Raw genomic sequence first — 15,143 nt, 5'->3', positions numbered from 1 at the left:
TCGCGGACCTGGACGGGGTGCTCGTGCCGGCCCGCTCGGACAAGCAGGACGCCGCCGCAACCTGGCAGGTACCAAGAGGCGGGCAAACCGGCAGGGATTCCGCTTCCCGGTCCGCCTCCAGCGGGCTACCACCGCGGCCGCCCGGCCCCTGCCGGGGCATGTGCGGTACGCGCCTGCCCAACCCAGGCGATCTCCTCCGCCAACCCCCAGTTCGCCAAAAACTCGGCGCGAACACCGATTCATCGCGACCTCACAGCCAACTCCCACTGGCTGAACCGCATCGATGCCCGGTGTCCCGTGACCCTGTTTGTAGAACCTGACGCCGGTTGGCTCGTTGGGCTCAGCATGATTCTCTCCACTGAACAGCTGGATGCTTTACGGGAGTTGGCGGCCTCGCGTCATGTGTCGGGCGATGTGGCCCTGCGGGCCCGGATCGTGTTGTGGTCCGGCGAGGGCAGGCGGCGCAAGGACATCGCCGAACTCGCCGGGGTATCGCCGGTCACGGTCGACCGTTGCAAGGCCCGCTATGCCGCCCACGGTCTGGCCGGGCTGGCGGAGAAGCGCCGGGGCGGGCCGCGCGACCAGGTGCCGCCGCGGACGCGGGGCCGCGTGATCGCGCTGACGAAGATGTCCCCGCCGGCTGATTCCGGGCTGACGCACTGGTCGACCCGGACCCTTTCGTCATACCTGAGGCGGCGTGAGGGCATCACGGTGTCCTGGCATTACATCGCCCGCGTCTGGCGTGAGGAGAACCTCAAACCGAACCGCTCGGGCGCCTCCAAGATCTGAAGGATCTGGCGTTCGCCGAGCAGGCCGCCGGCGCGCCGGGCCGGCCGGTATCCGGCCCTGGCGGGCGGTGCGGTGGTCCGGTCCATCGAGGAGGAGACGTGGGTCCGGGCGCCGGACCGGACCCGGCCCGTTTCCTGCCGGCCATCTTCGCGGCCATCGAGAAGCGCACCCCCGACTACGTGTGGCACTGCCTCCACTCGTTCGCCGCCCTGTACGTCACCACCGGTGAGGTCCTCGCCGAGGTCCGCCTCGTCCGGACCAACATGAAGAAACCGGACAGGAACAGTTCGAAGTGACACAAACAGAATCACGCGACGGTGGCTCAGTGCCATGCGGCACTTGCCTGTGAAGATGAAGTGTGGTCTCGGGCAGTTAGTCCAGAACTCGGACGAGGGCGGTCTCATGACTGGCGTGCGTCAGTTGAAGAGGTGCATCCGACATGGTGTTTTCGTGGTCGTACTTCGGGGTAACCAAAACCGGAGCCCATCGGTCCGTAAATTTACATTTCGCGCTCACCGAAATTTGTTCTTGGCGCTGGTTGCCTGAATCAGCCAAAGCAGCTAGCGTTCTAAGGGTGGTGATCAAGAGCCGGGGGTGTCGGACCTTAGAGAGGGGCCCTTTCGGTTGGATGCGCAAGCGTTAGCCCCGCACTCCGGTCGAATGACGACTGGAATTGCGGTAGTCCCGTGGTGAGTGGGGTTTTCATCGCGACGGTTTTCGTGATGGTGGCCGCGCCGGGGCCGTCATTCATGGTGTTGGTGAACGAGACATTGCGTTTCGGCCGCGTGGCCGGTCTGGTGACCATTCTCGGTAGCAGCACCGGACTGCTCATGTGGGCCGCGACCTCCACTCTCGGGCTGGCCGCGCTGATGCAGACCTCTGAGGTGGTGTTCACCGCCTTCAAGCTGGCCGGTGCCGCCTACCTCTGCTACCTCGCGGTGATGACGGTGCGCAACCGGCGGAACTTCGGCCACCAGCCGGCGGAAGTGCCCGAGGGGTACGGCGCGGCCACCCTGTGGCGGTCCTACCGATCAGGGCTGGTCACCAGTGCCGCCAACCCCAAAATGGCCACCGTCTACCTGGCCCTGATCCCGCAGTTCCTGCCGCCCGGCGGTGGTTCGCCCGCCGATGTGGTCACGCTGACCGCCGTACAGATCATGATCAGCGCCGCCTGGTACGCGGTGGTGGTCACCCTCGTCGGCCTGGTGAGGCGGCTGCTGGCGAGGCCGGCGGTGCGGGTGGGACTGGCCTGGGTGAGCGGGGCGATCCTGCTGGTGCTCGGGCTGCGCACCGCGGTGATGACGGGCCCCATGGCGTAGCGGAGCGGCCGGCGAAGTGAAGAACCGTCCAAGGAAGAGGGATTACCTTGACGTCTCCTGAAAAGGTTGACATTGAAGCTCAGGTGTGCGAGATCATCACGGCCGTACTCGGCTCGTCCGCACCGGCCGAGATCGGACTCGATGACGAGCTGCATGAAATCGGAATCGAGTCGTTGACCATTCTTGAAATTGTCGTCCGCATTGAGAACGAGTGCGGCATCAAGGTCGGTGACAGCGAGATCTTTGAGGCCGCGCTGAGCCGGGTCGGCGATCTCGTGAAGTTAGTCCAGTCGCACGTTGGAAATTCCTAGAAAACAGGATCGGAAAAGCAATGGTGAATTCGGCAGAAGCCTCGCTGACCGCTGAAGAAATCGTTCCCACGCACTGGTACAACGTGCTGTCCGACCTCACCGGCGTCGAGGACGCGGCGAAGCTGCGCCAGGCAAGGCCGGAGACCCGTAAGGACGGTGGCGCGGTCGCCCCGCAGATCCCGCTCTCGATGTACCGGCAGAGCATGGGCCGGGAGCGGTTCGTGGAGATCCCGCAGCCGGTGCGCGAGGAGTACCTTCGCTGGCGGCCGACCCCGCTCAACCGGGCCCGCCGGCTGGAGAAGCTGCTCGACACCCCGGCCCGTATCTACTACAAGTACGAGGGCACCAACACCACCGGCAGCCACAAGCTGAACACCGCGCTGGCCCAGGCGTACTACTACAAGCAGGCCGGTATCACCAGCCTGACCACCGGCACCGGTGCCGGCCAGTGGGGCTCGGCCCTCGCCCTCGCCTGCCGCCTCTTCGGCCTTGAGTGCACCGTCTACATGGTCCGGGTCAGCTACGACCAGAAGCCCTACCGCCGGATCATGATGGAGATGAACGGGGCCAAGGTCATCTCCAGCCCCACCGAGAACTCCGAGGCCGGCCGCGCCGCGCTCGCCCGCGACCCGAACACCGACGGCAGCCTGTCCATCGCCAACGCGGAGGCGTTCGAGCACGCCCGCCAGGTGGAGCGCTGCAACCTCTCGGTGGGCAGCGGGGAGAATCACGTCCTGCTGCACCAGACCGTGATCGGTCAGGAGGCGGTCCGGCAGTTCCACGCGATCGGCGACTTCCCGGACGTGGTGATCGGCTCGGTCGGCGCGGGCAGCAACTTCTCCGGTATCTCGCTGCCGTTCTTCCACGAGAAGGTGCGCGAGGGCCTGGACACCCGGTTCGTCGCGGTGGAACCGGAGGCATGCCCGAAGCTCACCAAGGGCCGCTACGCCTGGGACTACAACGACTACACCGGCATCACGCCGATGACCAAGATGTACACCCTGGGGCACACCTTCGTCTCCCCGGGCATCCACGCCGGCGGCCTGCGCTACCACGGCGCCGCCCCCCTGGTGAGCGCGATGTACCACCAGAAGCTGATCGAGGCGGTGGCCTACCCGCAGGGCCCGGTGTTCGAGGCCGGCATCACCTTCGCCAACGAGGAGGGCATCATCCCGGCCCCCGAGTCGGCGCACGCCATCCGGGCCGCGATCGACGAGGCGCTGCTGGCCAAGAAGGAGGGCAGGGAGAAGGTCATCCTGTTCAACCTCAGCGGCCACGGACTGCTCGACCTGTCGGCCTACCAGCAGTTCCTCAGCGGGAACATGACCGACATGGCGGCGTCGGACGAGTTGATCGCCGCATCCCTGGGCCGCTTGCCGGCCATGGACGACCTGGACGCGGCAGCGCGCTGAGGACGAGATCTACAGATGGGTGGTGACAGGTCGTGCGACACCTGACTGACGAAGTGCTGGACGTCGCGATCGTGGGCACCGGTCCACGCGGGATCTCGGTGTTCGAGCGGATCGCGGCCAATCTGAGGGCCGAGCCGGAGCCGCCGAGGGTCAGAATCTGGCTGATCGACGCGGTGGAACTGGGGGCGGGCCGAATATGGCGCACCGACCAGGAGACCAGCTTCCTGATGAACACCGTGGTCGGTGAGATCAGCATGTTCTCCGGGATCTCCGACGGCGAGCCGTGCCGGCCGGGCGCCGGCCTGTCCTTCCACCAGTGGTTACCCACCCAGCCGGACCCGGCGCTGTCCGGTCTGGGCCATGACGACTACGCACCGAGGTACGCCTACGGCAGGTACCTGCGGTACGTGTACGACTCGGTGGTGCGTGACATGTCCGAGCTCGGCGAGGTCGTCGAGGTGGTCGGCAAGGTGACCTCGTTACGGGAGAACGGGGACAGCTACACACTTCAAGTGACCACATCGGACGAAGAGTTCACCGTGACCGCCGACGCGGTGGTGGTCACCACCGGGCACGCCCTGGCGGAACTTTCCGAGCAGCAGAACGAGTTGGCGCAGTTCGCGCGGGAACATCCCGAACTCCACTACCTCAGCGGCGATTCGGCCGCCGACCTGGAGCTGTCCTCGATCGCGCCGCGCACCGCGGTCGGAGTCGTGGGGCTCGGCCTGTCCTTCTACGACATCCTGATGTCCTTCACCGTCGGCCGCGGCGGGAAGTTCAAGGAGAGCGTCGACGGGGCGATGTTCTACGTGCCCAGCGGCAACGAACCCAGGGTGGTCGCGGGCTCGCGCAGCGGGTTACCGATCCATTCACGGGGCCGCAACCAGAAGGCGGTGACCGGCCGCGCCGCGCCGAAATTCCTCACCTCGGCCGCCGTCGGCCGGCTGCGCGAGCGCAACGTGGCGCACCGGGGAAACCCGACCCTGGACTTCGACCAGGACGTGCTTCCCCTGTTGCAGGCCGAGATCAACTATGTGTACTACACCACCCAGGCAAGAACCCAGCACGGGCCGGAGCGCGCCGAGGCGATCGCTGCCGAACTGCTCGCGCTCGGCCCGGAACTGGCGAGCTGGCGCGAGGTGGCGCTGCGCCACGGCCTCGACGATGTGGAGCCGGTCAATCTCGACCAGCTGTCCAGACCGTTGCACGCCAAGCGGTTCGACTCCGGTGCCGGCCTCGTCGCCGAGGTGCGGCGCATCCTGCTCGCCGACATCGCGGAGGCCGGTCGGGGCAACGTGGACAGCGCGCTCAAGGCCGCGCTGGACGCCATCCGGGACTCCCGCGAGGTGCTGCGGCACGCCGTGGACTTCGGCGGCCTGACCCCGCGATCCCATCGGGCCGACTTCCTCGGCCGGTTCGTCTCGCGAACCTCGCTGCTCTTCACCGGCCCGCCGCTGGAACGCACCGCGCAGTTCCTGGCCCTGATCGACGCCGGGGTGCTCGACCTGGTGGGGCCGGATGTGGTGCACGGATGCGACGCCGAACAGGGCCGGTTCTTCATGGAGTCCCCGGCCGTCGAGGGCTCGCGCAGGCACTGCGACGTGCTCATCGACTCGCGGATCCCGACCGCCGGCCTGCTGCGCAACACCGATCCGCTGATGCGGCAGCTGGTCGACGAGCGGCTGGCCGTCGGGTTCGTGCACCGCGACGCCGACGACGTGTTCGAAACTGGCGCACTGCACATCACCCCGGCCGAGCGCCGGGTGATCGCCGCCGACGGCCGACCGCACCGGGCCGTCTACGCACTGGGCATCCCGACCGAGCGGGTGTGCTGGTTCACCCAGATCGGCAACGGCCGGCCGGGCGTACACACCTCGTTCTCCCGAGACGCCGACGTGATCGCACTCAGCGTGCTGCGCCGGGCCAAGTCCAACGCCTTCCACTGATCGGGGACAAGTTGTCCGTGCAAGACGATGCGTACCGGGAGTTCCGGGCCGCACGGGACCTCCTGTTACACCACGCCGAGGACCAGGACGCCGCGCGCAAGGCGTTCCGGTGGCCGCGGCCACGGCAGTTCAACTGGGCGATCGACTGGTTCGACCGGATCGCCGAGGGCAACGACCGGGTGGCCCTGCGCATCGTCGGGCAGGGCGAGCTGACCTTCCAGGAGCTCTCCCAACGCTCCGACCGGGTCGCCAGCTGGCTGCTGTCGCAGGGCGTGCGCCGCGGCGAGGTGGTGATGCTGCTGATGGACAACCGGACCGAGCTGTGGGAGCTGATGCTCGCACTGATCAAGATCCGTGCCATCGTCGCCCCCGCCTTCATCACCATCTCGCCCGAGGAACTGCGCACCAGGATCGGCAGGGCCGGAGCCAAGCACGTGATCGCCGACCACCGGATCGTGCCGGGGCTCGCGGTGGACGGGCTCCAGACCAAGATCATCGTTGGCGGGGAGCACGAGGGCTGGGCCGACTTCGCCACCTCGGCCGAGCATGAGGGCGACTTCGTGCCGGAGGGACCCACCGAGGCCGACGAGCCGCTGTTCTACTACTTCACCTCCGGCTCCACCTCACGGCCGAAGCTCGTGGTGCACACACACGTCAGCTACGCCATCGGGCATCTGGCGAGCATGTACTGGAACGGGCTGAAACCGGGGGACGTACACCTCAACGTCTCCGCCCCGGCCTGGGCGAAGTACCCGTGGAGCTCGCTGTTCGGGCCCTGGAACGCCGAGGCCACCGTGGTGTCCATGGACAACGCCGAGGCGACCCCGCAGCGGCTGCTGGACGTACTGCGGACCGGTACGGTCACCAGTTTCTGCGCCCCGCCCAGCATCTGGCGGGCACTGATCCGCACCGGAATACCCGACGGCCTGCCCGGGTTGCGGCACGCGGTCAGCGTCGGCGAACCGCTCATGGGCGACGTGGTCGAGCAGGTCCGCGAGCTGGCCGGGGTGACCGTCCGCAACGGGTTCGGCCAGTCCGAGGTCACCGCCATGGCCGGGGTCACCGCCTCCTCCCCGGCGGACCCGGTATCCATGGGCTATCCGCTACCGGGCTACGAACTGGTGGTGGTCCGGCCCGACTCCGACGAGCCGGCTCAGGAGGGCGAGCTGTGCCTGGACCTGGCCAACGAACCCGTCGGCATGATGCGCGGCTACCTGGACCCGGAGGACAACGCCACCAGCCACACCCCGGGCGGCCTCTACCGAACCGGTGACCTGGCCCGGTGGGACAGCGACGGTTCCCTGGTCTATCTCGGGCGGCGCAAGGACGTGTTCGAGGGGCCGGACGGGGCACTGATCGCCCCACTCGAACTGGAACACGTGCTGGTGCTGCACCCCGCCGTCGCCGAACTGTCCGTGGTACCGGTGACCGAGGGCGAAGCACTGGTACCCAAGGCGTACGTCGTGCCCGCCGCCGGGTGGAACGCCACCCGGGCCACCGCCGAGGCGCTCTTCGCGCACCTGCGGGAACGGCTGCCCGCGCCCAAGCTCGTCCGGTTGCTGGAGTTCGTGGACGATCTGCCGCGCACCGAATCGGGGAAGGTCCAGCGAGAGGCCGTCCGGGTGCTGCGCAGGTCCCGGATCGTCGAGTTCACCGCGGAGCTGCCCGCCGCCCAGGCCTGAGGTAGGCGATCTCGTGCCGAGCCGTCGAGCGGTCGCCGCACCGCTCGACGGCCGGCGGGACGCTGCCATACCCGCCCGCGCGAGCCGGCACACCGGTCCCACGACGCTCGCGTGCCGGGCCGAGGCACCTGCCTGCGATGACTCGAAGCCCTGAACGGGGGACGCCTCTCGTCTCGCAGCGCTTCCGGTGCGGTGGCCGGCCGCCGGGCCAGACGGACTCACGGCCGCGCCGAGAGGGTCTGCCGCCAGTGCTCGGCCGCCTGGGCCATGTCGTGGCCGAGGTGCTGGAAGAACTGGCTCGTGGCCCGCAGCCGCGCCCCGGCCGGAGAGGCGCTGCCGAACAGATCGGCTCCTTGTTGGGTGAAGTCTGCCCACATGGCCATCGACCGGACGCTGACCTGCCACGCCTGGTACCAGACGTGGTCGTCGATCACGTATCGCTCGCGCCGGCCGTCGCGTTCGCGGCCGACCAGGCCACGCTGCTCCAGCCAGCCGACGGCCTTGGAGACGGAGGCCGGACTGACCTGCAGCCTGGCGACGAGCTCGGGAGCGGTGAGGCTGCCGGTGTCGCTGGTGAACAGGCAGACGAGGACCCTGGCCATCATGGCGGGAACCCCTGTCCGGGCCATCATCTCGGCGAACCTGTCCTCGAACTCGTACTGTGCCCGCGGGGCGCGCTCGCCGGTTTCGGACGGCGTGGCCGGGTGCGGCTTGCGCCGGCGGGCCCGCCACTTGGTCGCCTGCTGTGCCTGGTTCGCCCGATAGCCGCGGGCCCCGCCGTTGCGCCCGACCTCGCGACTGATGGTGGACCCGGGGCGCCCCAGCCGGCGGGCGATCTCGGCGTAGCTGAGCCCCGCTGCCAGTCCGGCGGCGACACACTGACGCTCCTCGTGGGTCAGACGACCGCCCGGCACTCCGTCCTCCTGTCCGTCACATGAAGCCGATCGCAGCGGTCAGTGCATTCAGCCGCAATGTCATTGCGCCGACGATACCGCTCCTACCTGCTGGAACACAGATGAACGGTTGCGGCTACGCGAAACACGGTCCTAGCGTTTCGCCCATCGCAAATGATGCGTGGGGATGGAGACCGACGTGACCACTTCACTGCCGACCGCGCGGCCGGCCGACCGGCCGTTCGACCCGCCCGCAGGATTGGCCGAGCTGCGCGAGCAGCGTCCGCTGAGCCGGCTGAACTACCCGGACGGGCACGCGGGGTGGCTGGTGACCAGCCACGTCCTCGTACGTGAGGTGCTGGCCGACCCGCGGTTCAGCGTCCGGGCCGAGCTGAGGCACGTGCCGATCGCGGGTGTCCCCGGCGGCAACCGGCCCGCGCCGCCCGGATTCTTCAACGCCCTGGACGCACCGGAGCACACCCGCTACCGCCGTCTTCTCACCGGCCAGTTCACCGTGCGGCGCATGCGCCGGCTCACCGAGCAGATCCAGGACATCACGGCCGAGCACCTCGACGCGATGGAGCGTCGCGACTGCCCGGTGGATCTGGTGGAGGCCCTGGCGCAGCCGGTCCCCGCGCAGGTGATCTGCGAACTCCTCGGCGTGCCGTACGCGGACCGGGCGCGCTTCCAGAGGCAGGCGCTGGACATGTCCCGCCTGGACTCCTCGCCGGAGCGGACGGGGGCGGCCTACGCGGCGGTGCAGGAGTTCCTCGGCGAGCTGGTGCCGGCCAAGCGGGCGGCGCCCACCGACGACTTGCTCAGTGACCTGACCGCCGCCGACCTCAGCGACGAGGAACTGGTCAACATCGGCTTCGTGCTGCTGGGCGCGGGACTGGACACCACGGCCAACATGCTCGCACTGGGCACCTTCGCCCTGCTGAGCCACCCCGGCCAGCTCGCCCTCCTGCGCGCGGATCCGGGCATCGCCGGCGACGCGGTCGAGGAACTGCTGCGCTATCTGAGCATCATCCCGTTCACGGTGCGCACCGCGTTGGAGGACATCGAGCTGCACGGCGAACGGATCAAGGCCGGTGAGACGGTCACCGTCTCGATCCCCACGGCCAACCGCGACCCCGCACGCTTCGCCGATCCCGACACCCTCGACCTGCTCCGCCCGGCCCGCGGACACGTGGCCTTCGGCCACGGCGTCCACCAATGCCTCGGCCAGCAACTCGCCCGCGTGGAGATGCAGGTGGCGCTTTCCGCACTGCTCACCAGATTCCCGGGGCTGCGCCTGGCGGTTCCCGCCGAGGACGTGGCGCTCCGTACCGACATGCTCATCCACGGCGTGCACCAGCTGCCCGTCACCTGGGACGTGTAGGGGGTGACGGCCAAGACATGCCTGGTCACCGGCGCGTCGCCGGCGAGTCGTCGGGGATCGGCCGGGCCGCCGCACGGGAGCTCCGGCGCGCGGGCCATACGGTGTACGGCGCCGCACGGCGAGTGCGCAGGATGGACGACATCCGCGCCGCCGGCGGCCACGCCTTGGAGGTGGACGCGCGGAGCGAGGAGGACTCGACCGGGTGGCCGCCACCGTCCTCGACGAGCAACAGCGGTTCGACGTCCTGGTCAACAACGCCGGAACCATCCTGCACGGCGCCGTCGAGGACGTGCCGCTGGACCGGGCGCGCGACCAGTTGGAGGTCAACCTCTCCGCACCGGCCAGGCTGACCCAACTTGTCCTGCTGCACATGCGCGAGCAGAGATCCGGCACGATCGTCAACGTCTCGTCGATCGGCGGCGAGATCGCACTGCCACTCGGCGCCTGGTACTACGCGTCAAAGCACGCTCTGGAGGCACTCTCGGACACCCTCCGTATGGAGGCGGCGCGGTTCGGCGTCGGCGTCGTGATCATCCAACCCGGCATCATCAAGACCGAGTTCGAGGACCGGACGACTGCGCAGCTGAGGGAGATGTCCGGCCGGGATGCCTACCGGGAAATGGCCGAGGCCATGGCGCGGCGCGGCAAGACCGGCCTGATCGAGGGCTCCGATCCCGGCGTCGTCGCGGAGACCATACGGCAGGCCGTCGAGTCCGATCACCCGGACACCCGCTACGCCGTCGGCTGGCTCGACGAGGAGCTCCTGAGGCTCAACAGGGCACTGCCGGACCGGGAGTTCGGCGAGCTGGCTACGCGCTCGGTCGGATGAGGGCACTTGTGAATCCCCGTCGATGCCGGGTTGTGGGCGGTGAGGGGCGGTGGGTGTCGCTGCCGTCGGCATCTTGGAGGGGCATGACGAGGACGGTGTCGTCGTGTTCCGCCGGTTCGGGTAGCGGTTACGCCGGTCGGCAGCGCACTGGTCGGCAGACCCTCGGCTACGGATTGGTTGACTCGCCCGCCTGTCAACTTGCCTGAAATGGAGGCGCGTTGGCTAGCGTCGTCCGGATTCGTGGCGGGGAAAGGTCGGGCAGCCCCGCACGGGCTCGCCATCGCCGCATTGCGTCCAGGCAGGCTCGGCTGTAGGCGCGAACGTGCGTGCGGTCCCCACGACTTCAGTCCCCATTCGGTCTCGGGCCGCCGAACCGGCCGCCTAGGAACGGACCGGCACGCGTCACATCACGGCATGCTCAGTGCTATGCCCCACGCCGATTCCGTCGCTCGTGGTCGTCAGCCGAGCGCATCATCGTGCGAACTTTCCTGCCCTGGGGAACGGGCGGATGGGGCAGCCGTGACGGACTTATGACATTCCTCGGTCCGGTTGGAGGGGAGGAATGGAGATGACCAGGGTTCTGGCGGAACATCCGTGAACCGCCGAGCAGGAATGGAGTGTTCGTGATGCGAACCACCCGGAAGATCGCCGTCACCGTTGCCGCCGCCGTGCTGGTGGGCGCGGCGGGAGGGGGAGCGGCGCAGGCGTCGTCGCCGACGGCCGCGCCGGCGGGCGGTCCGGCGCCCTACGCGTGCCGTCCGGCGAACCACATCGCCAAGATCACCGCGGGTCCTGCCACCTCGGGGCACCACCATTACCGGGTCACCATGACCGCAGCACGCGGGTACGGCCCGTGCCGGCTGGCCGGATCACCGACCGGCGTGCGGTTCTACCACCACGGTTCCCTCACCAAGTTCACCGCCGGCCGCTACGGCCCGCAGAACAAGGTGGTGAACTTCGGCCCCGGTCATCCGGTGCACTTCGACATCCAGGTCCCCGACAGTGCCGGCGGCGTCCCCGCCGACGAGGCGGCTTTCACGCTCAAGACTCCGGACGGGGTGATCCCCGGCGAGTCCACCGCCTCCGGCCCACTCACCGTCGGCACCGGCACCCTCGTCGGCCCGGTCCAGCCCGGCGCCTGACCACAACCCGCACACCCCGGCGGCATCCTGAAGCGCATCCGCTGCCGCAGGATGCCGCCAAGCCCGGGAGTACACCCCCGACAGGCCGCCCACACCGGTGGTCTGTCGGCGTGCAGGGAGTGAGGGCCTTGGCATCTCGTGCCTCCTCGCAGGGCGTCGACTGCACCTGCGCTACGAGGTCGTACTCACACCGGCTCTCGGCAAGCACTGATCATCTGGGGCGCCGTCAGGCTGCGTGGTCGAGCGGTCGCGCCATGAGCAGCCTCTGGTGGCCGACCGCTCTGTTGCCCCCGAGAATTCGGAAGCAATTGCCAATAGCTGTGGACCGGTTGGCTGTTACGTATGAGGGCGGATGGTTGGGCCGTTGGTCTTTGAAGACGCCGCCGCCCGCAGTCAGCGCACAGCAATGCGGTCACCGCACGATTCCAGTAGCCCAGTCCGGCTATCCCCGCTCGGGGCGCAACAGAACCTCGCTGCCGATGGGAGTGAAACCGCAGGCGAGGAAGGCCCGCAGGGAGCGGGCGTTGCCCGGGGAAACGGCGGCGAAGACGGGTTCGCCTTCCGGGACCAGCGAAAGGGCATCGGTGAGGAGCGACCGCCCGTGCCCTCGGCTGCTGTCCTCAGTGCGGTGGAGTTCGATACTCAACTCTCGCCGCCCGGCAAGGCCGTCGGCCAGCGTGATGAGGCCACGTTCGTCTCCGTAGACCTGGACATTCGTCCGCAGCCACCGGGCGTGGCGGACACGTGGATGGTCGTCTGCGTCGGGCAGCTCCGCCAGCTGTGGGGGGCCGCCGATGCCGCGGGCTGTGAGTGTGGCATCGGTGACGTCGATCCAGCCCTTGGGCCCTGCGAGGTGGCGCAGGAAGTCTGGAGAGAGCGACCCGCCGAAACCGTCTGGGCTCTGGGCGTGTACAGCCTGTTTGGTCATGGCAGTGGCGATGACGGCGTGACCGGTAAAGGCGACCGAGCATTCGAGTCCCCCGGGCAGGGGCGGCAGCACCGTCACCCGGCCGTCGACGGGCGGGAAGCGGCTGTCGGCAGCGTTCATGAAGAAAGCCAGGAGCGGGTGCGATTCATGCATGTTGGCCACCTGCGTGTTGAGGTATTCAGTAGCGAGCAATTGTCAGATTTTATAGATCGGTTGAGGTTGTTCATACAGTGCCGAAGGCGCCCGCGCCAAGGCCCGCCACCGGGGCCAAGTCCGCGAGGACTGCATGCTGGAGACCGTCTACCGGGACGCTGACACCGCCCGGCTCCTGCCACGCCGACTGAACGGCCGTACGCGCGGGCCAATGTTTGTCACCCACCGCCGCCGGGACCGGACAAGCTCGTCAGTCTCCGCGACCTTCTGCCCGGAAACCAGCTTCGCCGCCATGGCCCGGCCTCGGCCCACGCAGTGAACCGGCGGCGCGTGGTGGCCGACGAGACGCCGAACGACTCCGGCAGATACCGTCACACGCACCCACTCGTCAGGACCTACACACCACAGCCGCGAACACCGCCCGCTCATCCACCTGAGCAGTACCTCCGCGCTGCGGACGGGACGTGAGCCTCGGCAACAACGCAGCTGTCAGCTCCCATAGCTCGTCCGGGACGAGCCGACGCGACAGATCAGCCCTCACGATGCAGCGGCATTATCAGGCTGCATCAGCCGCTACTGAACTTGATCGGGTGATGTCGGCGCTGTTCTTTTGACGGTGGTCGGTTGCTTCCGGTAGCTGTGGGGCGTGAGATACGCGCAGGGCGGTGGGCTGACCGACGCTGGGAGGGGCGCGCGGTAGCGGATCCGGCTGGAGGCCGTGGAACGCTTCGGGCGCGGGGAGAAGAACCGGGAGATCGCGGCTGTGCTGCGGGTGAGCGAGCGGTCGGTGGAGCGGTGGCGCCGGGCCTGGCGAGAACGCGGCGAGGCCGGGGTCCTGACGAAGGGATCGCCCGACCGCCCGAGACTCGGCGCGACGCAAATCTCCAGGCTGGAACGGGAATTGGCGCGTGGTCCACTCACCCACGGCTGGGCGGACCAGCGATGGACGCTGGCACGGGTGAAGACGCTGATCGGCCGACTGTTCCACGTCTCGTACACGGTGGAGGGTACCTGGCGTCTGCTGAAGCGGCACAGCTGGTCGTGGCAGCAGCCCGCACGACGGGCAATCGAGCGTGACGAGGAAGCGGTCGAGCTGTGGAAGAAGGAGGTCTGGCCGCGGGTAAGAGCACCGCGGCGGCGTGCGGCGGCTGGATCGTCTTCGAGGACGAGGCCGGCCAGTCGATGACGCCGCCGCGCGCCAGGACCTGGGGCCGCAGAGGCCGCACCCCGGTCGTGCGGGTGCGGGCCGGGGCTCAGGCCGGGTGTCGATGGCGGGCATGACCTGCTACAAACCGGGCCAGCGGTCCCGGATGTTCTCTGCGGTCCGCGAGTACAACGGCCGCAAGGACCAGCCGAAGGGGTTCGGCTGGCGCGACTTCCGCGACCTCCGGGCCCGTATCCAGCTCGGCGGCCCGATCGTGCTGGTCTGGGACAACGTCCGTATCCACCTGACCGCCCCGCTGCGGGAGTTCATCGCCGCGAACGCCGACTGGCTCACCGTCTTCCAACTGCCCTCGTACTCGCCGGATCTCAACCCGCAGGAGGGCGTCTGGTCGCTGGTCAAGCGCGACATCGGCAACCTTGCCGCCGCCGACCTGGCACAGATTACCCGGGCGGTGAAGCACCGGCTCAAGCAGATCCAGTACCGCCCAGACCTGGTCGACGGCTGCCTTGCCGGCACCGGCCTGGCCATGGACGGCTGACCGACATCACCCATGTCACGTTCAGCAGCCGAGGCACGCTGGGGGGCCCGCTCTCGGACGGGCCCACGGCCGGTCACGTGCTGTGGCTCCACGCGTCAACCGTGGCGCCAGCCCAGGCCCTGACGCGTTCCACGAACTCTTCGGCGGGGAACGTCCCGTCGACAGCGACGTCTTCGATCGTGACAGAGAAACGGGGTGGTGGCGCGTCCCGGCGCGGCAGTACCGCCTCGCAGGCGACTCGTGAAGGCACACCCTTCACACGATGGGAGTTGCCACGACGAGCCTGACCGACAAGCTGGTTCACCTCATCGAGGCCGCCTTCGAGGTACGCGTGCAGGAGCGCCCAAGCCATCGCACCATCGTCAGCAGGAAGCCGACTGGGGTGCTGGAACAGGAAGCAAGAGACCGAGACACCGTGCAACGGCCCCCATGGCGCCTGCCGTTCATGGTCCAACGCAAGCAAGGCGTGGAACAGGTCACCACAGGCTCGTGAGCCCACGGCCGCACCGCACTCCGCACAGGGTGCCATGCCGTCTCCTTGATCGTCGAAGCTCAGCCTAAGGGTTGTCCCGTAACTGCTGGTCACGGGTGAGATGATCTTGCTGTGTCTGGTGTGATCACGGCGTCGGAGCCGTCTTGGATAGGCCCGTTCACC

13 protein-coding genes and 1 pseudogene are annotated in these 15,143 nt (G+C 68.5%); 11 read left to right on the top strand and 3 right to left on the bottom strand.

Annotation, left to right across the window (positions count from 1 at the left end; all coding sequences use genetic code 11):
* Positions 1 to 345 precede the first annotated feature (345 nt).
* From IH09_RS26245 to IH09_RS26215, 7 genes are all read left to right on the top strand, one after another.
* Positions 346 to 789 (top strand): helix-turn-helix domain-containing protein, encoded by a 444-nt coding sequence (locus IH09_RS26245; protein ID WP_110952593.1) that lies wholly within the window; start codon positions 346 to 348, stop codon positions 787 to 789.
* Between the two features lie 98 nt (positions 790 to 887).
* On the top strand, positions 888 to 1,085 hold the full coding sequence (locus IH09_RS26240) for a hypothetical protein (protein ID WP_052859954.1): 198 nt from the start codon (positions 888 to 890) through the stop codon (positions 1,083 to 1,085).
* A gap of 426 nt (positions 1,086 to 1,511) precedes the next feature.
* Positions 1,512 to 2,108 carry a LysE family translocator gene (locus IH09_RS26235; RefSeq protein ID WP_052859953.1) on the top strand — a complete coding sequence of 199 codons (597 nt, stop codon included), beginning with the start codon at positions 1,512 to 1,514 and terminating at the stop codon, positions 2,106 to 2,108.
* A gap of 47 nt (positions 2,109 to 2,155) precedes the next feature.
* Positions 2,156 to 2,419 (top strand): acyl carrier protein, encoded by a 264-nt coding sequence (locus IH09_RS26230; RefSeq protein ID WP_165484632.1) that lies wholly within the window; start codon positions 2,156 to 2,158, stop codon positions 2,417 to 2,419.
* A 20-nt stretch (positions 2,420 to 2,439) separates the two neighbouring features.
* A complete protein-coding gene (locus tag IH09_RS26225) occupies positions 2,440 to 3,831 on the top strand; it encodes a TrpB-like pyridoxal phosphate-dependent enzyme (protein ID WP_052859951.1) in 1,392 nt (463 codons plus the stop codon).
* Between the two features lie 32 nt (positions 3,832 to 3,863).
* On the top strand, positions 3,864 to 5,777 hold the full coding sequence (locus IH09_RS40205) for an FAD/NAD(P)-binding protein (RefSeq protein WP_110952592.1): 1,914 nt from the start codon (positions 3,864 to 3,866) through the stop codon (positions 5,775 to 5,777).
* A 17-nt stretch (positions 5,778 to 5,794) separates the two neighbouring features.
* Positions 5,795 to 7,459, top strand: a complete 1,665-nt coding sequence (locus tag IH09_RS26215; RefSeq protein WP_318279545.1) for an AMP-binding protein — start codon at positions 5,795 to 5,797, stop codon at positions 7,457 to 7,459.
* 218 nt (positions 7,460 to 7,677) lie between these two features.
* Here the strand turns inward: IH09_RS26215 and IH09_RS26210 are convergent, their stop codons facing one another.
* Complete coding sequence (locus tag IH09_RS26210) at positions 7,678 to 8,373, bottom strand: helix-turn-helix domain-containing protein (RefSeq protein ID WP_052859948.1); 696 nt, start codon at positions 8,371 to 8,373, stop codon at positions 7,678 to 7,680.
* 166 nt (positions 8,374 to 8,539) lie between these two features.
* On the opposite strand from IH09_RS26210, the gene IH09_RS26205 reads away from it, so the two are divergent.
* From IH09_RS26205 to IH09_RS26195, 3 genes are all read left to right on the top strand, one after another.
* On the top strand, positions 8,540 to 9,733 hold the full coding sequence (locus IH09_RS26205) for a cytochrome P450 (RefSeq protein ID WP_052859947.1): 1,194 nt from the start codon (positions 8,540 to 8,542) through the stop codon (positions 9,731 to 9,733).
* A 202-nt stretch (positions 9,734 to 9,935) separates the two neighbouring features.
* Positions 9,936 to 10,562, top strand: coding sequence for an SDR family NAD(P)-dependent oxidoreductase (locus tag IH09_RS26200; protein ID WP_242640577.1), 627 nt, complete (start codon positions 9,936 to 9,938; stop codon positions 10,560 to 10,562).
* 626 nt (positions 10,563 to 11,188) lie between these two features.
* Positions 11,189 to 11,704 carry a hypothetical protein gene (locus tag IH09_RS26195; RefSeq protein ID WP_190233414.1) on the top strand — a complete coding sequence of 172 codons (516 nt, stop codon included), beginning with the start codon at positions 11,189 to 11,191 and terminating at the stop codon, positions 11,702 to 11,704.
* A gap of 442 nt (positions 11,705 to 12,146) precedes the next feature.
* Here IH09_RS26195 and IH09_RS26190 read toward each other — a convergent pair whose 3' ends face one another.
* Positions 12,147 to 12,824 (bottom strand): hypothetical protein, encoded by a 678-nt coding sequence (locus tag IH09_RS26190; protein WP_240150357.1) that lies wholly within the window; start codon positions 12,822 to 12,824, stop codon positions 12,147 to 12,149.
* 664 nt (positions 12,825 to 13,488) lie between these two features.
* On the opposite strand from IH09_RS26190, the pseudogene IH09_RS40885 reads away from it, so the two are divergent.
* A pseudogene (locus IH09_RS40885) lies at positions 13,489 to 14,488 on the top strand (IS630 family transposase).
* Positions 14,489 to 14,561: 73 nt separating this feature from the next.
* Here the strand turns inward: IH09_RS40885 and IH09_RS40190 are convergent.
* A complete protein-coding gene (locus tag IH09_RS40190) occupies positions 14,562 to 15,017 on the bottom strand; it encodes a DUF5946 family protein (RefSeq protein ID WP_110952588.1) in 456 nt (151 codons plus the stop codon).
* Positions 15,018 to 15,143: the final 126 nt, after the last annotated feature.

The organism is Streptomyces celluloflavus (assembly GCA_000720995.1).
GTDB classification, from domain to species: domain Bacteria; phylum Actinomycetota; class Actinomycetes; order Streptomycetales; family Streptomycetaceae; genus Streptomyces; species Streptomyces celluloflavus.
This window is presented reverse-complemented; position numbering and strand designations above follow the sequence as displayed.

Coding starts and splice junctions, on each gene's coding strand:
- IH09_RS26245 (WP_110952593.1), top strand. CDS start 346: ATGATTCTCTCCACTGAACAGCTGGATGCTTTACGGGAGTTGGCGGCC.
- IH09_RS26235 (WP_052859953.1), top strand. CDS start 1,512: ATGGTGGCCGCGCCGGGGCCGTCATTCATGGTGTTGGTGAACGAGACA.
- IH09_RS26225 (WP_052859951.1), top strand. CDS start 2,440: ATGGTGAATTCGGCAGAAGCCTCGCTGACCGCTGAAGAAATCGTTCCC.
- IH09_RS26205 (WP_052859947.1), top strand. CDS start 8,540: ATGGAGACCGACGTGACCACTTCACTGCCGACCGCGCGGCCGGCCGAC.
- IH09_RS26195 (WP_190233414.1), top strand. CDS start 11,189: ATGCGAACCACCCGGAAGATCGCCGTCACCGTTGCCGCCGCCGTGCTG.
- IH09_RS40190 (WP_110952588.1), bottom strand. CDS start 15,017: ATGGCACCCTGTGCGGAGTGCGGTGCGGCCGTGGGCTCACGAGCCTGT.